This window comes from Pseudomonas paeninsulae (genome assembly GCF_035621475.1).
GTDB lineage: Bacteria > Pseudomonadota > Gammaproteobacteria > Pseudomonadales > Pseudomonadaceae > Aquipseudomonas > Aquipseudomonas paeninsulae.
Genome location: NZ_CP141799.1, coordinates 912,822 through 935,199, shown reverse-complemented (window position 1 = coordinate 935,199; position 22,378 = coordinate 912,822). Strand labels below are relative to the sequence as shown.

Here is a 22,378-nt window from a genome sequence, read left to right as displayed (position 1 = left end):
ACTGCATGTACTGTCTCGTCGTTGCGTTCCGGACGCTTAGCCCAGACGCCGCTCGCTACACGCTCCAGACGACTCGTCTATTGCCGCTTGGCCATCGCCTCAATGAAGCGGTCAAACAGCGGCGCCACATCGGCTGGGCCGGGACTCGCTTCGGGGTGACCCTGGAAACTGAAGGCGTCCTTGTCGGTACGCTCGATGCCCTGCAGGGAGCCGTCGAACAACGACTTGTGAATCGCCCGGACGTTACTCGGCAGGCTGGTTTCATCCACGGCAAAACCGTGGTTCTGGCTGGTGATCATCACCACGCCGCTGTCCAAGTCCTGCACCGGGTGGTTGGCACCATGGTGACCATGACCCATTTTCAGAGTCCTGGCACCGGAGGCCAAAGCCAGCAACTGGTGACCGAGGCAGATACCGAATAGCGGAATATCGGTTTCCAGCACGTCCTGGATCGCCTGGATCGCGTAGTCGCAAGGCTCGGGATCGCCCGGGCCGTTGGACAGGAACACGCCATCGGGATTCAGCGCCAACACCTCGGCAGCGGACGTCTGCGCCGGCACCACGGTCAGGCGACAGCCGCGCTCGACCAGCATGCGCAGGATGTTCCATTTGACCCCGTAGTCATAGGCCACCACGTGGTACTTCAGCTCGCTGGCGGGGATCTCCAGGTGGTTGTCACCTTGCAAATTCCACACGGTGGAGCGCCACTCGTAGGGTTCGGTACAGCTGACCACCTTGGCCAGATCCATGCCCTTGAGGCCGGGGAAACTGCGCGCCAGTTCCACGGCTTTCTCTGCGGTGGCGTCGTCGCCGACCAGAATGCAGCCGTTCTGCGAACCCTTCTCACGGAGGATGCGGGTCAGGCGACGGGTATCGATGCCGGCGATGGCGACCGTACCGTTTTCCTTCAGGTACTCATCCAACGGTTGTTTGCTGCGCCAGTTACTGGCGATCAGCGGCAGATCGCGAATGATCAAACCGGCAGCCCAGACTCGATTGGACTCGGCGTCTTCCGGCGTGGTGCCGGTGTTGCCGATGTGCGGATAGGTCAGGGTAACGATTTGCTGGGCATAGGAAGGATCGGTGAGGATTTCCTGATAGCCAGTCATGGCGGTGTTGAAAACCACCTCTCCAATAGTTTGGCCATCGGCGCCGATGGCCTCGCCGCGAAAAATGCTGCCATCGGCAAGGGCCAAGATGGCAGGTTTAAGGGCTGGCTTACTCAAGAAAACCTCCGTAGATCAAAGCTTGAAGCAAACGCAGATTGTAAAAAAGCGGGATGACGTACCGACCGTCATCCCGCTTTCTTATATGATTCATTCTGCGCAACTTTTAGTGGACACACTAAAGCGGGCAGCCTACAGGAAAGTGCCTTTTTGGTCCACTGGCAGATGCGATTTACTCCTAGCCTGACCAGCAACCCCGACGAACTGCATCAATTCAAGCCCAGCACATCCTGCATGTCGTACAACGCAGGCTCGCGCCCCTGCAGCCAGGACGCCGAACGAACTGCGCCTTTGGCGAAGGTCATGCGGCTTGAGGCTTTATGGGTGATTTCCACGCGCTCGCCATCGGCGGCGAACAGTACCGTGTGATCGCCAACCACATCGCCAGCCCTTACCGTGGCAAAACCGATGGTTTCGCGGGCGCGGGCGCCGGTTTGTCCTTCACGGCCGTAGACCGCGACCTTTTGCAGGTCACGCCCCAGGGCATTGGCCACCACTTCACCCATGCGCAAAGCGGTGCCAGATGGCGCATCGACCTTGTGCCGGTGATGGGCCTCGATGATCTCGATGTCCACCTCGTCCCCGAGCACCCGTGCCGCGGTATCCAGCAACTTCAGGCACAGGTTGACCCCGACGCTGAAGTTGGCGGCAAAGACGATGGGGATCTGCTTGCCAGCATCGGCCAACAGCTGTTTTTCCTCGACACTGAAGCCGGTGGTGCCAATCACCATGGCCTTGCCTGCCTGCCGGCAGATTTCCAGGTTGTTCAGGGTCACCGACGGGTGAGTGAAATCGATCAGCACATCGAACTGATCCAGCACCTCACTCAAACTGCCCGATAGCCTGACGCCGATCTTGCCCAACGCCGCCAACTCGCCAGCATCGGCACCCACCAGGCTGCTGTCGGCACGATCAATCGCCGCAGTCAGGCTGACGCCATCGGCCTGCTGCACGGCCTCGATCAGGGTCTTGCCCATGCGCCCAGCGGCGCCCATCACTGCTATTCGTTGCATGACATTCGCTCCACGCTATAAGCCTCAAGCCGCGAGCCGGAGCGCAAGCCCTCTTGCAGCTTGTCACTTAGCGCCTGCGGCTGTTGGCCGTTTATTCACACATCGCCGAAGAAACGCTTCACACCCTCGAACCAGCCACTGGCCTTCGGCGAATGCCGGGTATCGCCCTGCAGCGTCTTGCGAAACTCGTCGAGCAGTTCGCGCTGACGCCGATCCAGACTGATTGGCGTTTCTACCGCCACCCGGCACATCAGGTCACCGGCACCGCCACCGCGCACCGGCGCCACGCCCTTACCGCGCAGACGGAACAGCTTGCCGGTCTGAGTGCCTTCTGGAATCTTCAGCTTGACCCGACCATCCAGGGTCGGCACTTCCAGCTCACCGCCCAGCGCCGCATCGGCGAAGCTGATTGGCACCTCGCAGTACAGATGCTTGCCATCGCGCTGGAAGATCGAGTGCTCGCGCACATTGACCACCACATACAGGTCGCCTGCCGGGCCACCCATCGCGCCCGCCTCGCCTTCGCCGGACAGGCGAATGCGATCACCGGTATCGACACCCGGTGGAACTTTCACCGACAGGGTCTTGTGCTCTTCCACCCGACCATGACCATGGCAGGAGCCGCACGGATCGGTAATCATCTTGCCGTTGCCATGGCAGCGCGGACAGGTCTGCTGCACCGAGAAGAATCCCTGCTGCATGCGCACCTGGCCGATACCGCCGCAGGTGGTACAGGTCACCGGAGAAGTGCCCTTCTTCGCCCCGGAGCCTTCGCAGATCTTGCAATTGACCAGAGTCGGCACACGGATGTTGACCGAGGTACCGCGCACCGCCTCTTCCAGATCCAGTTCCAGGGTGTAGCGCAGGTCGCTGCCACGCTGGGCGCCGCCACGCTGGCCGCCACGACCGCCAGCACCACCAAAGAAGTCGCTGAACACATCGCCGAAGATATCGGAAAAGTTTGCCCCGCCCGGACCACCGCCGCCGCCCATCTGCGGATCGACACCGGCATGACCGTACTGGTCGTAGGCCGCGCGCTTGCCGGCATCGGACAATACTTCGTAGGCCTCGTTGGCATCCTTGAACATATCTTCCGACGCTTTATCGTCGGGATTGCGGTCCGGGTGATGCTTCATCGCCAGGCGCCGGTAGGCCTTTTTCAGCTCCGCTTCGCTGGCGCCGCGCTCGACACCGAGCACCTCGTAATAGTCACGTTTAGCCATAAGTCTTCAACACCTTTAAATCGTCTACTCCAGACACGCCAACGCGGGAGCAAGCTCCCGCGCGACGAATCATGCCGGGCGCGACTCGCGTCACGCCCGGCCAGAGCGGCATAAGCTCGCGCTTATTTGTTTTCCTTGACCTCTTCAAACTCCGCGTCGACCACATCGTCGCCCGCGCTTTGAGTGTCATCTGCCTGCTGAGCATCAGCACCAGGCTGTGGCTGCTCGGCATACATCTTCTGCGCCAACGGAGTAGTGGCTTCGGAGAGGGCATTGATCTTGGCTTCGATAGCGGCCTTGTCATCACCCTTGATCGCTACTTCCAGTTCGCCCAGCGCTTTTTCGATAGCGGCCTTCTCGTCCGCGGTGGCTTTATCGCCTGCCTCGGTGACCATCTTGCGCGAGGCGTGCACCAGCTGATCGCCTTGGTTACGGGCAGTGGCCAGCTCTTCGAACTTGCGATCTTCCTCGGCGTTGGCCTCGGCGTCACGCACCATCTGCTCGATTTCTTCCTCGGACAGACCGGAGTTGGCCTTGATCACAATGGACTGCGTCTTACCGGTGGCCTTGTCTTTCGCGCCGACATGCAGAATGCCGTTGGCGTCGATGTCGAAGGTCACTTCGATCTGCGGCACACCACGTGGTGCTGGTGGAATCTCGGCCAGATCGAACTTGCCCAGGGACTTGTTCTGCGAAGCTTGCTTACGCTCGCCCTGCAGCACGTGAATAGTCACCGCGCCCTGGTTGTCGTCGGCAGTGGAGAACACCTGGGATTTCTTGGTCGGAATAGTAGTGTTCTTCTCGATCAACGCAGTCATCACGCCACCCATGGTTTCGATACCCAGGGTCAGCGGCGATACGTCGAGCAGCAGCACGTCTTTCACGTCGCCGGCCAGCACAGCGCCCTGGATAGCAGCACCCATGGCTACGGCTTCGTCCGGATTGACGTCCTTGCGCGCTTCCTTGCCGAAGAAATCGGTTACCAGCTTCTGCACCAGCGGCATACGGGTCTGACCACCGACCAGAATCACGTCGTTGATCTTGGCCACGTCGATACCGGCGTCTTTCAAGGCGATACGGCACGGCTCGATGGTGCGCTGCACCAGGTCTTCAACCAGCGACTCCAGCTTGGCGCGCGAAATCTTCACGTTCAAGTGCTTGGGGCCGGTGGCATCTGCAGTGATATACGGCAGATTGACGTCAGTCTGCTGGCTGGACGACAGCTCGATCTTGGCTTTCTCAGAGGCTTCTTTCAGGCGCTGCATGGCCAACGGGTCACCCTTGAGGTTCATCCCGCTTTCTTTCTTGAATTCGTCGACCAGGTAATCGATCAGACGGATGTCGAAGTCTTCACCGCCGAGGAAGGTGTCGCCGTTGGTGGCCAACACTTCGAACTGGTGCTCGCCATCGACTTCAGCGATCTCGATCACGGAAACGTCGAAAGTACCGCCGCCCAGGTCATAAACGATCACGGTGTGATCGCCCTTGGCCTTGTCCATGCCGTAGGCCAGTGCAGCCGCGGTCGGCTCGTTGATGATGCGCTTGACGTCCAGACCGGCGATGCGACCGGCGTCCTTGGTGGCCTGACGCTGGCTGTCGTTGAAGTAGGCCGGTACGGTGATCACCGCCTCGGTAACTGGCTCGCCGAGGTAGTCTTCGGCGGTCTTCTTCATCTTCTTGAGGATTTCCGCGGATATCTGTGGCGGCGCCATCTTCTGGCCGTTCACTTCAACCCAGGCGTCACCGTTGTCAGCCTTGACGATCTTGTACGGCACCATCTGGATGTCTTTCTGCACGACGTCTTCTTCGAAACGACGACCGATCAGGCGCTTCACCGCGTACAGGGTGTTGTGCGGATTGGTCACAGCCTGGCGCTTGGCCGACTGACCGACGAGAATTTCACCGTCGTTGGCATACGCAACGATCGACGGCGTGGTGCGAGTGCCTTCGGCGTTCTCGATGACCTTGACGTTGCCGTTTTCCAGAATGGAGACGCACGAGTTGGTGGTCCCCAGGTCGATACCGATAATTCTGCCCATCATCATTCTCCTGAAACTTTGATAATTCCGCCGCTGCGCCGTGTCAGCCGCGGTAGCACTAAAACGCTTGACTCATAAATGGGGGCTGATCGCCGAATTTCAAGCCTGCTCATCGATGGACGGCGGTGCTTCGGCCGGCGCCTTGCTGACCACCACCATCGCCGGACGCAACAGTCGACCGTTGAGCAGATAGCCCTTCTGAAACACCTTGAGCACGCTGTTCGGCTCTACATGGGTGCTGTCCTGCATGGCCATGGCCTGGTGGTGCTCCGGATTGAACGGCGCACCGTGCGGGTCGATGGCTTCCAACTGATAGCGCTTGAGGGTGTCGTGGAACAGCTTCAGCGTCAGCTCCATGCCCTCGCGCACCGCCTTGATCGCCTCGTCATCCGGGCTCGACAACTCGAGACCGCGCTCCAGACTGTCGACGACCGGCAGCAGGTCATTGGCGAATTTTTCCAAGGCGAACTTGTGCGCCTTCTCTACATCCTGCTCGGCGCGACGACGTACGTTCTGCAGGTCCGCCGACATGCGTAGGGTCTGATCCTGAGCGGCAGCCAGCTCTTCCTCCAGCACCTGGATGCGCGCGTCCAACTGATCGCTCGAGTCCATTTCGGCACCAGGTGCAGCTTCTGGCAGCTGGGTATCGCGGGTCTGTTCGTCAGCCATGCGTTTCTCCTCTAAAAATTCGACGCAAGCCTAAACTTGCGCGTCTGCCGCCTATATGGGGACAAATTCTGCAGCTTCAAGTGCTGCACAAGGATTGCCAGCCAAGAAACAAACACTGTATAAATATACACACCTAAGCCTTGGGAGGCCTCGCCATGCTGGTGCACCTGTCCGTACACAACTACGCCATCGTTGAACATCTCGACCTGGAGCTGGATAGCGGCATGAGCGTAATCAGCGGCGAAACCGGCGCTGGCAAATCGATCATGCTCGACGCCCTCGGCCTGTGCCTGGGGGATCGCGCCGACAGCGGCGTGGTGCGTCCCGGCGCCGACAAGGCGGACATCCTGGCCAGTTTCGACCTTGGCGACATCCCCGAAGCCCGCACCTGGCTGGCCGAACGCGACCTGGATAGCGACGGCCCGTGCATCCTGCGTCGCGTGATCACCGCCGAAGGCCGCTCGCGCGGCTACATTAATGGCTCGCCCTGCCCCCAGGGCGACCTCAAGGCCATCGGCGAGCTACTGATCGACATCCACAGCCAGCACGAACACCAATCCCTGCTCAAGGCCGAAACCCACCGCCGCCTGCTCGACGAATACGCCGGCAGCCAGGAACTGGCGCGCCAGGTGCAACTGGCGGCGCAGCGCTGGAAACAGACCAAGAATGAGCTGCAGCGCCTGTCCAGCCTCGGCGACGAGCAGCGTTCACGCCATCAGCTGCTCAGCTACCAACTGGAAGAACTGGATAGCCTGGCTCTGGGTGAAAATGAACTGGTACAGCTGGAACAGGAACACAAGAACCTGACCAATGCCGAAAGCCTGCTCAGCGCCTGCCGCCTGGTGATCGAACAGTGCAGTGAGAATGATGCCAGCAACGTGCTCTCGGCACTGTCCGGTAGCCTCAACCGCCTGGGCGCCTTCCAGGGCCAGCCGAGCGCCTTGAGCGAAGCGACCAACCTGCTGGCCAGTGCACAGATCCAGGTGGAGGAAGCGGTCGGCGAGCTCAATCGTTTCCTCGACCATTTCGACGCCGACCCCGAGCGCCTGCAGCAGATGGAAGAACGACTGGATGCAATCTATACCCTGGCGCGCAAGCACCGGATTCAGCCCGGCGAGCTGATTGCCATGCAGCAGCAACTATTCGATGAGCTGGAAAGCCTTAACGCCGACGACCAGGCCGCCGAACGCCTGAACGATGAACTGGCCGCCTTCGAGCGCCACTACCAGGAAAAGGCCGGCGAGCTCAGCGCCCTGCGCCACCGAGCGGCCAGCGAACTGGCCACAGCGGTAGAACTGGAAATGCAGAATCTGGGCATGCCGGGAGGGCGTTTCAGCATCACGCTGAGCGCTAATAACAGCGGCGAACCACAGCCCAACGGCCTCGAACAGCTGGAGTTCCTGGTCAGTGCCAACCCCGGCCAACCGCTCAAGACCCTGGCCAAAGTCGCGTCTGGCGGCGAGTTGTCACGCATCAGCCTGGCGATCCAGGTGATCACCGCGCAAACCTCTCGGGTGCCAACCCTGGTGTTCGACGAAGTCGACGTCGGCATTGGCGGCCCTACCGCCGAAGTGGTCGGGCAACTGTTGCGCCGTCTCGGCGAGCGCGGCCAAGTGCTGGCCGTCACTCACCTGCCACAAGTGGCCGCCCAGGGCCATCAGCACCTGTTCGTACACAAGGTGCGCGGCAGCGATGCAACCCACACGGCCGTGAGCAAGCTGGATAAAAATCAGCGCGTCGAAGAAATCGCCCGCATGCTGGGCGGCGTCGACCTGACCGAGGAATCCTTGGCCCATGCCCGGCAGATGGTCGGCAGCGCCGAGGCTTAACGGGTTTCTGAAACAACAAAGGCGACCCGAGGGTCGCCTTTGTGCATGACGCGCTTGTGCGCTTACTTCTTTTTGCGCACGTAGAGCACCAGGTTGTGATCGACCATCTCGAAGCCGTGCTCTTGCACGATCTCCCTCTGGCGCTTCTCGATTTCAGCATCGAAGAACTCGATCACCTCACCCGAATCGACACAGACCATGTGGTCGTGATGACCACCATCGGCCAACTCGAACACGGCATGACCACCATCGAAGTTATGGCGCACCACCAATCCTGCAGCCTCGAACTGGGTCAGAACGCGGTACACGGTGGCCAGGCCGACGTCTTCGCCCGCCTCCATCAGGGCCTTGTAAACATCCTCTGCACTCATGTGACGCTGCTCGGCGGAATCGAGCATCTGCAGAATCTTGACCCGCGGCAGGGTCACTTTCAGGCCAGCTTTGCGTAGTTCGCTATTTTCAACCATGGTCTGCTTTCTCGCGGAAGCGGCTTCGCAGCTTCCTTTATTGCGGGTATGATCGGGGTTTACGTTGCCCAGCCAAGATAGTGGAAGTCACCCGCCGATGCAAAAAACCAAGTTCCTGCTGACCAGTCTCACCTTCGTGGGACTCCTCGCGCTCGCCGGTTGTTCTTTCCCCGGGGTTTATAAAATCGACGTCCAACAGGGCAATGTCGTTAGCCAAGACATGATAGATCAGTTGCGCCCCGGAATGACCCGCAGCCAAGTGCGGTTTATCATGGGCAACCCGCTGTTGACCGATACCTTCCATGCCAACCGCTGGGACTACCTGTACAGCATTCAACCAGGCGGTGGTAAACGCCTGCAAGAGCGCGTCAGCGTGATCTTCAATGGCAATGATCAACTGGCCGGCCTGTCGGGCGACTTCATGCCGGGCGTCAGTCGCGATGAGGCCATTCTTGGCCAGGATGGCGCCAGCACGGCGGCACCAACCACTGCACAACCGCAAACTGAAGAGCGACCGGCGCCAGGCTCGCTGCTCGAGCAGATCCAGCGCGAAGTTGACGAGGTACAAAGCGTACCGGTGCCGACCCCCGAACCGCTGGACAGCTCGCCGCAGTAAGCAGGCAGGCAGACGCAAAAAAGCCCGGATATTTCCGGGCTTTTTCATGCGCGCCGATCTGACGTCAAACGCCCTCTTCATCAGCCTTGGCTTTTGCCGCCTTGGCCGCACGCTGCTTGCGCACCTCTTTCGGGTCGGCGATCAGCGGCCGATAGATCTCCACCCGCTCGCCATCCTCCAGCACCCGCTCTTGTGGCCTGGCTACCGCCTTGCCGAAGATCCCCAGCGGAATGCTCGCCAGTTCAAGGTCAGGAAAATGCACCTGCATGCCCGACTGCTCGGCTGCCTGGCGCACCGTAGTACCGTAAGGCAGACTCAGACGCAGCAGCTTCTGCTTATCCGCCAAGGCATAAACCACTTCGACCACGATCATCTTGCTATCCATATAGCTGCTTCGCCCTTTGACAGAATGCGTCCACCAGGGTGTTTGCCGCCTGGTTGAACAGTGGTCCAAGCGTGACCCGCACCAAGGGACCAGCATATTCGAAGGTCAGGTCCAGACTCATTTTGCAGGCCCTGTCGCCCAATGCCTTGAACACCCACTGGCCATGCAGCTGACTGAACGGCCCTTCCTCCAGAGTCAGCTCGATCGACTGCCCCCAGACCAGCACATTACGGGTAATGAAACGCTGGCTAACCCCACCCTTGGCCACTGCCAGACTGGCGCGCATGTGGGTTTGACTGGCGTCCAGAACCTCACTGGCCGCACACCAGGGCAGGAACTCGGGGTAACGCGCCACGTCATTAACCAGTTCGAAAAGGGCGGAAGCCGGGTACGGCAGCAACGCCGAGCGCTGAATATGGGTACTCATAAGCCTGCAACTTCATTCAATAGGGTGACTGCACTCATTTCGTCAACTCTGCGACAAACACGATCAATATACCCAATGGCGCCACCACACGAATCAACCAATAGACCACGCCGAACAACAGCGGATTGTTGATCGCCAACTCCTCGCGCACCGCTTCGCGCTTGAGCACCCAGCCGGCGAACAGCACGAAGGCCAGGCCACCTGCCGGTAAGAGAATGCGACTGGTCAGGTAGTCGATGCTGTCGAAGAAGTTTCGCCCGCCTTCGGCGCCCCACTGAAACAGGTGAAAACCGTCGCCAGCGAAGACGAAGAACTTGGCCTCGGCAGCGACATTGAAGGACAACACCGTGCCCATGCCCACCACCCAGCACACCAGCACCAACCCGCTGGTAATCTGCCCCCGGCTGCGCTCGGTACGCTCGACCAGGTAAGCAACGGCGGGCTCCAGCATGGAAATAGACGAGGTCCAGGCCGCGATCAGCACCAATACGAAAAACAGCGTACCCATGACCTGACCGAACGCAATACTACCGAAGGCCACCGGCAAGGTGACGAACATCAACCCGGGGCCGGCGCCCGGCTCCATGCCGGCGGCAAACACGATAGGAAATAGCGCCAAACCAGCCGTCAAGGCCACCAGGGTGTCGAGAATGCCGACCGCCAACACCGTCGAGCCGATCGAGGCGCGCTTGGGCATATAGGCGCCGTAGACCATGATCGAACCGACGCCAACGCTGAGGGTGAAGAAGGCATGCCCCATGGCTGCTAGCACGCCGTCGAGCAACTTGTCGGGCTGAAAATCGAAGAGGAAGTGAAAGCCCTGCATAAAGTGTCCGGTGGTCATGCTGTAACCCAGCAGCACCAGCAGCAAGATGAACAGCAGCGGCATCATGATGCGCAAACTGCGCTCCAGGCCGGCCACGACACCACGGGCGATAACGAAGCCGGTCAACAGCATGAACAGCGTGTGCCACAGGGTTAGACGCCAAGGGTCGGCCGTCAGCGCGCCGAACGTAGCGCCCGCCCCCTCTGCACTGATGCCCTCGAACTGACCGCCACCCATGCCGATGATGTAGTCCAGCGACCAGCCTGCGATGACACTGTAGAAGGACAGGATCAGCAGCGCGGCGATCATGCCCATCAGCGCGGCCCACGACCACCGTGGCGAAGCGCCTGACTCTAGCGCCAGCGCTCGCAGAGAATTCACCGGACTCTGCCGGCCGCGGCGCCCGATCAGGGTTTCTGCCAGCATGATCGGCAAGCCGACCAGGAAAATGCACACCAGGTACATGATGACAAAGGCCCCACCGCCATACATGCCGGCCATGTAGGGAAACTTCCAGATATTGCCGAGACCCACTGCGGAACCGGTTGCTGCCAGGATAAACACCCAACGACTGGCCCAGGCGCCGTGAATCGAAACCTTGTCACTCACCATGAATACGCCCGAAATATATGCAAAAGATGCGCATTGTCCGGGATTAGCCCACCTCTCTCAAGATCAGGCTGTCGCCAGCAGGCCAACGACTCCCTATAATGCGCGCCCTATGGCTAAACAAAAGAAACACCCTCAAGGCACCATTGCCCAGAACAAAAAGGCGATGCACGACTTTTTCGTCGAATCCAGATTCGAGGCGGGCCTGGTCCTGGCCGGCTGGGAAGTGAAAAGCCTGCGCGCTGGCAAGGCCCAGCTGGTCGACAGCTATGTATTGCTGAAGGACAACGAAGCCTGGCTGATGGGCTTCCACATCACCCCGCTGAAGACTGCCAGCACCCACGTGATTGCCGACCCGACCCGCACGCGCAAACTGCTGCTGAACAAGCGCGAGCTGGAAAAACTGTTCGGCGCCGTACAGCAGAAGGGTCACACCTGCGTGGCACTGGCGGTTTACTGGAAGGCGCATTTGATCAAATGCGAGATCGCCCTGGCCAAGGGCAAGAAGGACTTCGACAAGCGCCACACCGAAAAAGAGCGTGACGCCGACCGTGAAGTCCAGCGCGCCATGCGCACCAAGGGCAAGGACGATTGATCGGCGGAGGAAGGAGGCGTCAACTTCATTGCTCCTCCTCGCTCATGTGAGCAGCACTTCAGTTGACCACGCCGCGCCAGCAGACTCATCGCCATGCTGGGTTACGCCGCCCGGTGACACCGGACTTGATCGGAAATCTTGTCGGCGACCAACCTACCCCTCTACGGCTTAGTGATTGCGGCTGATCCGCGCCGCTGCGCCCGCGCCACGCGCTGCGCTTGCTGCTGCACTTCGGCGAGCACTTCCTGCACATAATCGATATGCCGATTGGACAACTGCCGCGCGTCTTCGGCACGCCCCTCGATGATCGCCTCATAAAGTGCCCGATGCTGATCGATCAGCATGTCGCGGGTCTCGTCGCGCTGGGCGTACATGCCGCCGATATTGGTCACCACGTTGCGCTTGAGCAGGTCGAACAAGCCGCGAATGGTGTGCAGCAGCACGGCATTATGGCTGGCTTCGGCAATGGCCAGGTGAAAGCTCGCATCAGCCGCCCCCTCTTCAGCGCGGGTCACCTTGCCGCTACGGCTGTAACAGTCCTGCAGCGCGGCAAATGCCTCCCTCAGGCGCTGACGGTCCAGCTCGGTGGCGCGCTGGGCTGCATAAAACGCACAGGAACCTTCCAGGGTGTGGCGAAACTCCAGCAGGTCGCGCTGGGCTTCCGGGTTGCTCTCCAGCAGCTGCAACAGCGGATCACTGAAGGTCGAGCCGAGCGAGTCGGCGACATAGTTACCGCCGCCCTGACGGCTGACTAGCAAGCCCCTGGCCGCCAGTTTCTGAATTGCCTCGCGCAACGACGGTCGCGACACGCCGAACCGTTCGGCCAGCGCACGCTCGGCGGGCAGTCGCTCGCCCGCCTTCAACGTACCTTCCAAGATCATGGTTTCCAGCTGACTGACAATATCGTCCGACAAACGGCGCTGGCGCACCTGCCCTACTTCCATAGCCCGAACCTCACTGGTTTTACCACCTGCAACGCCCTCCCCGGGCATCTGTAGAGCAAGCCTATAGCGGCGCCGGAGCCCTTACAAGACAAGGACACTCGACCAAAGTAGTAAGCCTGCTAATTGACAGTAGCAAGCATCCACTTTTACTCTGGCCGCGCCACATTGTAAATTGGTATTACCAATTTACCCAAACCTAGAACAATTCCAAGAAGCTTATGAGGTCTGCCATGCCGGTCATCGCCAAACCACTTGCCGCACCGCTGCATCCGCATTCACCCATGCGCATCGCGCGCCGCTAAGGAGAGACCAACATGTCATCTGGTCTTCTGGCTCTACTCGCTTTTTCCCCGATCCTGCTCGCAGCCATCCTGCTGGTCGGCCTGCGCTGGCCGGCCAAGCACGCCATGCCGCTGGTCTACTTGGTAACCGCCGCCATTGGTCTGTTCGCCTGGGAGATGAGCGTCAACCGCGTACTCGCCTCGACCCTGCAAGGCCTGCTGATTACCCTCGGTCTGCTGTGGATCATCTTCGGCGCCATTCTGCTACTCAACACCCTCAAGCACTCCGGCGGCATCACCGCGATCCGCGCTGGCTTCGCCACCATCAGCCCTGATCGGCGCATTCAGGCGATCATCATTGCCTGGTTGTTCGGCTGCTTTATCGAAGGCGCCTCCGGCTTCGGTACGCCAGCGGCGATTGCCGCACCGCTGCTGGTGGCCATCGGCTTCCCGGCCATGGCCGCGGTACTGATGGGTATGCTGGTACAGAGCACACCGGTGTCTTTCGGTGCTGTGGGCACGCCCATCATAGTCGGGGTCAATACCGGCCTGGATTCGGCCACCCTCGGCGCGCAACTGCTTGAGCAAGGCTCTTCCTGGGCGCAGTTCCTACAGTTGATCACCAGTGAAGTGGCGATCATTCACGCCATCGTCGGCACTGTGATGCCGCTGATCATGGTGCTGATGCTGACACGCTTCTTCGGCACCGAAAAAAGCTGGAAAGCCGGCTTCGAAGTCCTGCCGTTCGCAATTTTCGCCGGCTTGGCCTTCACCATCCCCTACGCCCTCACCGGGGTATTCCTCGGTCCGGAATTTCCATCGCTGGCCGGCGGCCTGATCGGTCTGGCGATTGTCACCAGCGCAGCGCGCCTGGGCTTTCTGCTGCCAAAAACCACCTGGGACTTTGCCCCGGCGGACAAGTGGCCGAGCGAATGGCTGGGCACCATAGAAATGAAGCTGGACCAACTGACCGCCAAGCCAATGAGCTCCCTGCGCGCCTGGCTGCCCTATGTGCTGGTCGGTGCCCTGCTGGTGATCAGCCGGGTCGTGCCGCAAGTCAGTGCTGCACTAAAGGCTGTGGTGGTGAACTTCCCCGACCTGCTTGGTGAGACCGGGGTCAGCGCCAACTTCATGCCGCTGTATTTGCCCGGCGGCATCTTGGTTGCGGTCGTCATCGCCACCTTCTTCTTCCACGGCATGAAGCTGCGCGATCTGGGCTCGGCGGTCAAGGAATCCTCCGGCGTGCTGCTCAGCGCCGGTTTCGTCCTGCTGTTCACCGTGCCGATGGTGCGCATCCTGATCAACTCGGGCGTCAACGGCGCCGACCTGGCCAGCATGCCGATCCTCATGGCGCGCTGGGTGGCTGACAGCGTCGGTGGCATCTACCCGCTGCTGGCACCGAGCATTGGCGCCCTGGGGGCCTTTATCGCCGGCTCCAACACGGTCAGCAATATGATGTTCAGCCAGTTCCAGTTCGGCGTGGCCACTAACCTGGGCATCTCCGGCGCATTGGTTGTCGCGGCACAGGCCATTGGTGCCGCCGCAGGGAATATGGTCGCCATCCACAACGTGGTCGCCGCCTCTGCCACGGTCGGTCTGCTGGGTCGCGAAGGCAGCATCCTGCGCAAAACCATATGGCCTACGCTGTACTACGTGCTCTTCACCGGCGCGATCGCCATGATCGCGATCTATGTATTGGGCGTTAGCGACCCCCTGGCCGCTGGCTGACAGGCTCCATTTACGACTCCCGTATAACCCAGACAGGTCGGCCCCGCAGCACTTATGGGGCCGCGTCCTGGGCAAGAACAGCCTACTCCTGGCACTAGGGTGAAACCGATGATCATTTCTGCTTCTACCGACTACCGCGCAGCGGCGCAACGCAAGCTACCGCCGTTCCTGTTCCACTACCTCGACGGCGGCGCCTACGCCGAACACACGTTGCGGCGCAACGTCGAGGATCTGGCCGACATCGCCCTGCGTCAGCGGGTTCTGCGCAACATGTCCGAGTTGAGTCTGGAAACCCGCCTGTTCAATGAAACCCTGGCGATGCCCGTGGCGCTGGCCCCCGTCGGCCTGACGGGGATGTACGCCCGCCGCGGCGAAGTGCAAGCGGCCCAGGCAGCTGCAGCCAAGGGCATTCCCTTCACCCTGTCCACGGTGTCGGTGTGCCCGATCGAAGAAGTGGCGCCGGCGATCGACCGACCGATGTGGTTCCAGCTCTACGTGCTCAAGGATCGCGGCTTCATGAAGAATGCGCTGGAGCGCGCCAAGGCCGCCGGCGTCACCACCCTGGTGTTCACCGTCGACATGCCGGTACCGGGCGCCCGCTACCGTGACGCCCACTCCGGCATGAGCGGACCGAACGCGCCGCTACGGCGCATGCTGCAGGCCATGACTCACCCTAGCTGGGCTTGGGACGTCGGCCTGTTCGGCCGCCCCCATGACCTGGGCAATATCTCCGCCTACCGCGGCAGCCGCACCGGCCTGGCGGACTATATCGGCTGGCTCGGCGCCAACTTCGACCCGTCGATTTCGTGGAAGGACCTGGAGTGGATCCGCGAATTCTGGGACGGCCCGATGGTGATCAAGGGCATCCTCGATCCGCAGGACGCCAAGGACGCGGTGAGTTTTGGCGCCGACGGCATCGTCGTCTCCAACCACGGTGGCCGCCAGCTCGACGGCGTGCTGTCGAGCGCGCGCGCACTGCCGGCCATCGCCGATGCGGTCAAGGGCGAGCTGGCAATCCTGGCCGACTCGGGCATTCGCACCGGCCTGGATGTAGTACGGATGATCGCCTTGGGGGCCGACACAGTACTGCTCGGGCGCGCCTTCATCTACGCGCTGGCCGTAGCCGGCGGCGCGGGCGTGAGCAACCTGCTCGAGCTGATCGAGAAAGAGATGCGCGTGGCCATGGTCCTGACCGGCGCCAAGTCGATCAGCGAAATCAGCGCCGAGTCGCTGGTGCGCGAACTGGGCCGCTGAGCAGCAGCCCCTCTTTTGTAGGAGCGGATTTATCCGCGATTTTCGCGGCGGAGCGGAATGCTACCCGGCCACTCCCACAACAGCGCCGCGGCACCAGCAATCCCGACGCGCCGCCCAACGTACTGAAAATAATCCGGAGCGCCCATGAGCCTGTCCACTGCCTTCCTCGCCGCCGTCGAGCGCCTGATCCCTCGCGAACGCCGCTTCGACGACCCGCTGTCAACCCTGGCCTTCGGCACCGATGCCAGCTTTTACCGGCTGATTCCCCAGTTGGTGATTAGGGTCGAGGCGGAACTGGAAGTGGTCGACCTGCTCAAACTGGCCGGCATGTACCAGGTACCGGTGACCTTCCGCGCCGCGGGCACCAGCCTATCCGGCCAGGCCATCAGCGACTCGGTACTGATCGTACTGGGCGATAACTGGAACGGCCGGGAAATCCGTAACCAGGGTCGACAAATCCGCCTGCAACCGGGGGTGATCGGCGCCCAGGCCAACGCCGTGCTGGCGCCCTTCCAGCGCAAGATCGGCCCAGATCCGGCCTCGATCAATGCTTGCAAGATCGGCGGCATCGTCGCCAATAACGCCAGCGGCATGTGCTGCGGCACCGCACACAACACCTATCACACCCTGGCCGGCATACGCCTGGTGTTGGCCGACGGCACGGTGCTGGATAACGAAGACCCGCTAAGCGTGACACGCTTTGCCGCCAGCCACGCCGGCTTGCTCGAACAGCTGGCCGAACTGGGCCGGCTGACCCGCGCCAATAGCACGCTGGCCGCCAGGATCCGGCATAAATACCGACTGAAGAACACCACAGGTCTGTCGCTCAACGCCCTGGTCGACTTCGACCAGCCGCTGGATATCCTCAGTCACCTGATGGTCGGCTCAGAAGGCACTCTGGGCTTTATCAGTGCGGTGACCTACGACACCGTGCCCGACCACCCGCACAAGGCCAGCGCCCTGCTGGTGTTCCCCGATGTGGAGAGCTGCTGCCGCGCAGTCACCGTGCTGAAAAGCCAGCCAGTCTCCGCCGTCGAACTGCTGGACCGGCGCAGCCTGCGTTCGGTAGAGAACAAACCAGGCATGCCGGACTGGGTAAAGGGCCTCTCCACCAACGCCTGCGCCCTGCTGATCGAGTCCCGCGCCGCCAGCCAGAGCCTGCTGCATGAGCAGCTTGGGCAGGTGATGGCATCGATCGCCGAATTCCAGCTGGAAAAACAGGTCGACTTCAGCGAAGACCCAGCGGTGTACAACTTGCTGTGGAAGATCCGCAAGGACACCTTTCCTGCCGTCGGCGCGGTGCGCCAGACCGGCACCACGGTCATCATCGAGGACGTCACCTTCCCCATCGAGCGGCTCGCCGAAGGAGTCAATCGCCTGCTCGCGCTGCTCGACAAGCATCACTACGACGAAGCGATCATTTTCGGCCACGCCCTGGAAGGCAATTTGCACTTCGTCTTCACCCAGGCCTTCGAAACGCCCGAGCAAATCGCCCGCTACTCGGCATTCATGGATGAGGTGACGCAGTTGGTGGCGGTGGAGTTCGGCGGTTCGCTCAAGGCTGAGCACGGCACCGGGCGCAACATGGCGCCCTTCGTCGAACTGGAATGGGGCGCGGACGCCTACCAGCTGATGTGGCAGCTCAAGCGCCTGCTCGACCCGCAAGGCATCCTCAACCCGGACGTGGTGCTCAGCGAAGATCCAGACATCCACCTGAAAAACCTCAAGCCGCTGCCCGCCGCCGACGAAATCGTCGACAAGTGCATCGAATGTGGCTTCTGCGAGCCGGTTTGCCCGTCCAAGGGGCTGACCCTGAGCCCGCGCCAACGCATCGTGATCTGGCGCGATATCCAGGCGAAACAACGCGCAGGCATCGATACCACCGCACTGGAGCGCGATTACCGCTATCAGGGCATCGACACCTGCGCCGCCACCGGCCTATGCGCCCAGCGTTGCCCCGTGGGGATCAACACCGGCGACCTGGTGCGCAAGCTGCGCGCCCGCGACGCCAACCATCAACGCAGCGCCGACTGGCTGGCGAACAATTTTCGCCGCGCCATGCAAGGCACCCGCGTCATGCTGCACGTGGCCAACGGCGCACGCCTGCTCATGGGCGCCCCACTGCTCAGCCGCACCTCTGCCGCCCTGAGCAAGGCCAGCCAGGGTCGCGTGCCGCAGTGGACGCCGGCGCTGCCGCAGCCGGTCCAGCGACTGCAACTGCCCGTGGCCACTGGCGATGAGCGTCCGCAGGTGGTTTACCTCGCGGCCTGCGTATCCCGCGCCATGGGTCCGGCAGCCAGCGATGCCGAACAGATGCCGCTGCTCGACAAGACTCGCGCGCTATTGGAGAAGGGCGGCTTCCAGGTGGTGTTCCCGGACCATCTGGACAATCTCTGCTGCGGCCAGCCATTCGCCTCCAAGGGTTATGCCGCGCAAGCCGAGCGCAAGCGCCAGGAACTCATAGACGCGTTGCTCAAGGCCAGTCGCGGCGGTCTCGACCCGATCTACTGCGACACCAGCCCCTGCACCCTGCGCCTGCTACAGGACGGACTCGACCCTCGCCTGAAACTGCATGACCCGGTGAAATTCATCCGCGAGCAACTACTCGATCGTCTGGAGTTCCAGCCGCAGGACACGCCTGTGGCCGTACATGTCACCTGCAGCACCCAGCATCTGGGCGAAGCCCAGGGGCTGATCGATATCGTCCGTCACTGCACCAGCCAAGTGGTGATCCCCGAGGGCATTCACTGCTGCGGTTTTGCCGGCGACAAGGGCTTCACCACCCCGGAACTCAACGCCCACGCGTTACGCAGCCTGCAATCAGCCGTGCAGTACTGCGCGGAAGGCATTAGCACCAGCCGCACCTGCGAGATCGGTTTGAGCCAACATGGTGGTATCGACTACCACGGCCTGGTCTATCTGGTGGATCGGGTTTCCCGCGCCAAGCACTGAGTACTTTGCCCCGCCCTGCGGGACTTTTATCCCGGAGGCAAATCAGACCAACGGCCTCAGGGCCGCCAGGGGTGCTTTCTATACTGAGATCTCCAGCCGTTTAAAGGAGCACCTCCATGCGCCGTCTAGCCGTCTTTTTCATCACAGCACTACTCAGCACTTCGCTCTGGGCCTCACAGTGCCCAGCGGATATGGCGAAAATCGACGCCATGCTGCAAAGCAATCCGCCCAGCGACGCGACCGTACTGGCACAAGTACAAAAGCTCCGAGCCGAAGGCGAAGAGCTGCACAAGGCTGGCAACCACAGCCAGTCCGTGCAAGTGCTCGACGAAGCCCTGTTGTTGCTCGAGGCCAGCGAATAGCCCCGTATCAGTGGCCTTGTCCCAACAGGGTCAGGACTAATCGGCGCACCTGAGCCAAATCGATAGGTTTGGCCAGGCACGCCTGTGCGCCGCGCTGACGCGCCTCGCTAAACACCGTCTCATCGGCCGTAGCACTGATTACCAATACAGGCACCGCGCGCAGACGCGGATTGCGGCGCATGGCATCCAGCACCTGCAAACCGTCACCGTCGGGCAAGTCCAGATCAAGCAATAGCAAGGTCGGCGTGCGGTTCTCCAGTTCGGCCAACGCCCCCTGCACCGAACCGACCCCGCGCACATCGGCGAACTCGCGTAGCGCTTCCTGCACCACCTTCACCGATGCGGGGTGATCCTCGACGCACAGCACTTCGGCTTTACGCTTCGGCTCTGCCACCTCGACCGGCGGCGCAGTGGTGACGGCTATCTCGGGTGCCGCGGCGCTGGGCAAGTCGACCCAGAAACGGCTACCTCCGCCGAGCGTGCTGCAAAAACCCATTTCGCCGCTCATCAGGCTGGCCAGTTCGCGACACAACACCAAGCCGATACCGGTTCCAGGAATGCTCGAGTTCTCTCGACCCAGACGCTGGAACGGCTGAAACAACTGGGCCTGCTGCTCGGGGGTCAAACCTGGACCGCTGTCCTCGACCCACAAGCGTACGCAGTTCGAGCGTACGTCATAGCCCAGACTGATCAGCCCTTGCGGGCTGTTGTATTTGATCGCATTGGACAGCAGATTGAGTATCACCTGGCGCAAACGGCGCATATCGGCCTGCACGTACAAGCCGGCATCGACTTCCGCCAGTACCTGCAACTGCAGACGCCGCTGTTGGACTTCCGGGAGTACCAGTTCGGCGCAACCATTGAGCAGCGCGCCGACTTCCACCGCCTGCAATTGCAACTGCTGGCGGCGGCTCTCGATGCTCGACAGATCGAGGATGTCATCGACCAACGACGTCAGGTGGCGACTGGCGTTCACGATCTCGCGGGCATAATCTGCTTCCTGCTGGACCTCCGGCTTGCCTTGCGTCTCCAGTTCGATCAACTGGCCAAAGCCATAAATGGCATTCAGCGGCGTGCGCAGCTCATGGCTCATGCTCGACAGGAAACGGCTCTTGGCCTGGCTGGCAGCCTGGGCTTGCAAGCTGGCGCGGCGCAACTCCTCCTGCACCTGCTTGAGCCGGGTAATGTCGACATGCGTACCGGCGATGCACAGGGCGCCGCCGTTGCTATCGCGCTCGAGTACCTTGCCGCGGCTGAGCAACCAAATATATTCGCCACTGGCATCGGCATAGCGATACTCCGCCTCGAACTGATCCTCACCGCTGACCACGAAGAGCTGCCGCAGATGGCGGATGCGCTCCAGGTCATCCGGGTGCACACGCAGGTTGAACTCGCTGAAACTCATGCTCTCGGCTCGCAGGCCGAAACGTTTGACGAAGTGGTCACTGACCTTGATCGCCATGTTCGGCGCATCCACCTCCCACAGACTCTCCGTAGTACTCTCCAGCACCAGTTGCAGAATCCGCTGCGCCTCATGCCGCTCGCTGTCGCTGGCCTGCAACTGCTCGCCGGTCTGCTGCACGGCCTGGGCCATGCTGACCAACTCATCGATCTGACTGGACGGCGCACTGGGGTGGTAATCGCCCTGACCGAGCCGACGCATCATGCCGACGATACCGGCAATCGGCTGAGCCAGTTGATCACTCAAGCGCCGCGAGCGCAGCCACATCCAGGCAAAAAATAACAGGTAGAACAAGCCCAGACCGACGATCAACAGGTAGCCGATCTGCAAGTAGCGCTCGGCCAGGCGGTTAGTCTCGCGGTAGATGTTTTCCTCATCAACCACCAGCATCAGACGCCAGCCTGTTTGTGGGATCTCGCTCCAGGCCACCAGTTGCTTGCGCCCACCGAGCATCACCTCCTGCACACGGCCCTGACCCGATGCCATAGCCTGCAACAGCGGCTGCATGCTAGAACGCGACTCAAGGCTGAAATCCGCAGGCTTGAGCACCTCACGACGTACCGCCTCGGCGTAGGAATACTCGGTAAGCTCGTGCAACGCGAAGTCCTCCTCGCCGGCCTGCGGCAACACCATGATGTTGTTGTCACGGCTGACCAACATGGCATAGCCCTGCCAAGGCACATCCAGCTCACCTATCTCGCTGAGCATCTGGCCCGCCGTTATATCCAGGCCGACCACGCCCTCGAGAAAGTCACCGCGGTATACCGGGGCCACCGCCGACATCATCCAGCCTTGCCCTGCCGGATCGAGATAGACATCGGTCCACACCACATCGCGTGCCGGGTTGTGGCGTGCGTCGGCCAAGTAATAGAAGTTGTAATCGGGTATCACCATGTCATGGGGATACTGCTCGGGGGTCATGAAGAATGGGTAAATCCGGTTATAGCTGTCCCAGCTGTTGAAATAGAGCGCGCTGACCAACGGGTTGGCGTCTCGAATCGAACGCATCAGTGGGTCGATTTGCGACAAGCGCAAGGCCTTGACGTGATCCTGCAGCGCCGGTGGCGTGCTGTTGGCGTAGAAAGACGCTGCGCGGCCATCGTCGCTACGGCTGTAAAACACCCCATTGCTGGTCGAAACATGCCGCTTGAGTTCCAGTGCATCGGGCTGGAAGCCGGTACTTTGCAGCGCATGACTCGCTGTATCACGAAAAATCCGCACCTGCGCCTCGACCGAGCGTAACCGACTGTCGATCACCTGACCCTCACGCGCCACCGCCGTGGACAAATCCTCCAGGGCACTCTGCTGCAAATGACCGATTTGCGCATCGCGAATGGCTGCATTGCTCAGCAAATACACGGTGATCAACACCGTCTCCACCAGGATCAGCGGAATCAAGGCACTCTGCACAAAGGCGCGCCAAATCCACTGGCGCACGGGGTAACGCGATACTCGCGGCATAATCAGGTCT

18 protein-coding genes are annotated in these 22,378 nt (G+C 61.2%); 7 read left to right on the top strand and 11 right to left on the bottom strand.

Annotated features, from left to right (window positions below; translation table 11 throughout):
• Positions 1-77 precede the first annotated feature (77 nt).
• From carA to grpE, 5 genes are all read right to left on the bottom strand, one after another.
• On the bottom strand, positions 78-1,226 hold the full coding sequence (carA, locus tag VCJ09_RS04205) for a glutamine-hydrolyzing carbamoyl-phosphate synthase small subunit (RefSeq protein ID WP_324733258.1): 1,149 nt from the start codon (positions 1,224-1,226) through the stop codon (positions 78-80).
• 209 nt (positions 1,227-1,435) lie between these two features.
• Positions 1,436-2,239 (bottom strand): 4-hydroxy-tetrahydrodipicolinate reductase, encoded by an 804-nt coding sequence (gene dapB / locus VCJ09_RS04200; RefSeq protein ID WP_324733257.1) that lies wholly within the window; start codon positions 2,237-2,239, stop codon positions 1,436-1,438.
• 95 nt (positions 2,240-2,334) lie between these two features.
• On the bottom strand, positions 2,335-3,462 hold the full coding sequence (gene dnaJ / locus VCJ09_RS04195) for a molecular chaperone DnaJ (RefSeq protein WP_079204764.1): 1,128 nt from the start codon (positions 3,460-3,462) through the stop codon (positions 2,335-2,337).
• Positions 3,463-3,584: 122 nt separating this feature from the next.
• Entirely contained in the window at positions 3,585-5,501 is a 1,917-nt protein-coding gene (gene dnaK / locus VCJ09_RS04190; RefSeq protein WP_324733256.1) for a molecular chaperone DnaK, read from the bottom strand.
• A gap of 99 nt (positions 5,502-5,600) precedes the next feature.
• Positions 5,601-6,170, bottom strand: coding sequence for a nucleotide exchange factor GrpE (gene grpE, locus VCJ09_RS04185; RefSeq protein ID WP_324733255.1), 570 nt, complete (start codon positions 6,168-6,170; stop codon positions 5,601-5,603).
• Positions 6,171-6,325: 155 nt separating this feature from the next.
• On the opposite strand from grpE, the gene recN reads away from it, so the two are divergent.
• Positions 6,326-7,999: a DNA repair protein RecN gene (gene recN, locus VCJ09_RS04180; protein ID WP_324733254.1), complete on the top strand. Its 1,674-nt coding sequence runs from the start codon at positions 6,326-6,328 to the stop codon at positions 7,997-7,999.
• Between the two features lie 62 nt (positions 8,000-8,061).
• On the opposite strand, the gene fur is transcribed toward recN, so the two are convergent.
• Entirely contained in the window at positions 8,062-8,466 is a 405-nt protein-coding gene (gene fur / locus VCJ09_RS04175; protein ID WP_324733253.1) for a ferric iron uptake transcriptional regulator, read from the bottom strand.
• Between the two features lie 97 nt (positions 8,467-8,563).
• Between fur and VCJ09_RS04170 the strand changes: the two genes are divergently transcribed.
• On the top strand, positions 8,564-9,082 hold the full coding sequence (locus VCJ09_RS04170; protein ID WP_324733252.1) for an outer membrane protein assembly factor BamE: 519 nt from the start codon (positions 8,564-8,566) through the stop codon (positions 9,080-9,082).
• 64 nt (positions 9,083-9,146) lie between these two features.
• On the opposite strand, the gene VCJ09_RS04165 is transcribed toward VCJ09_RS04170, so the two are convergent.
• From VCJ09_RS04165 to VCJ09_RS04155, 3 genes are read right to left on the bottom strand one after another with little or no spacing between them, the layout of a single operon-like run.
• The gene (locus tag VCJ09_RS04165; protein WP_324733251.1) at positions 9,147-9,467 is read right to left on the bottom strand and encodes an RnfH family protein; all 321 of its coding nucleotides are present in this window, start codon (positions 9,465-9,467) and stop codon (positions 9,147-9,149) included.
• A complete protein-coding gene (locus VCJ09_RS04160; protein ID WP_324733250.1) occupies positions 9,460-9,894 on the bottom strand; it encodes a type II toxin-antitoxin system RatA family toxin in 435 nt (144 codons plus the stop codon). The genes VCJ09_RS04165 and VCJ09_RS04160 overlap by 8 nt, the downstream gene beginning before the upstream one ends.
• A gap of 34 nt (positions 9,895-9,928) precedes the next feature.
• Positions 9,929-11,332 (bottom strand): sodium-dependent transporter, encoded by a 1,404-nt coding sequence (locus VCJ09_RS04155; RefSeq protein WP_324733249.1) that lies wholly within the window; start codon positions 11,330-11,332, stop codon positions 9,929-9,931.
• Positions 11,333-11,441: 109 nt separating this feature from the next.
• Here VCJ09_RS04155 and smpB point away from each other — a divergent pair, with 109 nt between their 5' ends.
• Positions 11,442-11,924, top strand: a complete 483-nt coding sequence (gene smpB / locus VCJ09_RS04150) for an SsrA-binding protein SmpB (RefSeq protein WP_079204756.1) — start codon at positions 11,442-11,444, stop codon at positions 11,922-11,924.
• 161 nt (positions 11,925-12,085) lie between these two features.
• Here the strand turns inward: smpB and VCJ09_RS04145 are convergent, their stop codons facing one another.
• Positions 12,086-12,868 (bottom strand): FCD domain-containing protein, encoded by a 783-nt coding sequence (locus tag VCJ09_RS04145; RefSeq protein WP_324733248.1) that lies wholly within the window; start codon positions 12,866-12,868, stop codon positions 12,086-12,088.
• 314 nt (positions 12,869-13,182) lie between these two features.
• Here VCJ09_RS04145 and VCJ09_RS04140 point away from each other — a divergent pair, with 314 nt between their 5' ends.
• The 4 genes from VCJ09_RS04140 (at position 13,183) to VCJ09_RS04125 (ending at position 19,445) form a co-directional block, all read left to right on the top strand.
• Positions 13,183-14,877: an L-lactate permease gene (locus tag VCJ09_RS04140; RefSeq protein WP_324733247.1), complete on the top strand. Its 1,695-nt coding sequence runs from the start codon at positions 13,183-13,185 to the stop codon at positions 14,875-14,877.
• A 108-nt stretch (positions 14,878-14,985) separates the two neighbouring features.
• Complete coding sequence (lldD, locus tag VCJ09_RS04135; RefSeq protein ID WP_324733246.1) at positions 14,986-16,131, top strand: FMN-dependent L-lactate dehydrogenase LldD; 1,146 nt, start codon at positions 14,986-14,988, stop codon at positions 16,129-16,131.
• Positions 16,132-16,275: 144 nt separating this feature from the next.
• The gene (locus VCJ09_RS04130; protein WP_324733245.1) at positions 16,276-19,083 is read left to right on the top strand and encodes an FAD-binding and (Fe-S)-binding domain-containing protein; all 2,808 of its coding nucleotides are present in this window, start codon (positions 16,276-16,278) and stop codon (positions 19,081-19,083) included.
• Between the two features lie 116 nt (positions 19,084-19,199).
• Positions 19,200-19,445, top strand: coding sequence for a hypothetical protein (locus tag VCJ09_RS04125; protein WP_324733244.1), 246 nt, complete (start codon positions 19,200-19,202; stop codon positions 19,443-19,445).
• Positions 19,446-19,452: 7 nt separating this feature from the next.
• Here the strand turns inward: VCJ09_RS04125 and VCJ09_RS04120 are convergent, their stop codons facing one another.
• The gene (locus VCJ09_RS04120; RefSeq protein WP_324733243.1) at positions 19,453-22,368 is read right to left on the bottom strand and encodes a hybrid sensor histidine kinase/response regulator; all 2,916 of its coding nucleotides are present in this window, start codon (positions 22,366-22,368) and stop codon (positions 19,453-19,455) included.
• Positions 22,369-22,378: the final 10 nt, after the last annotated feature.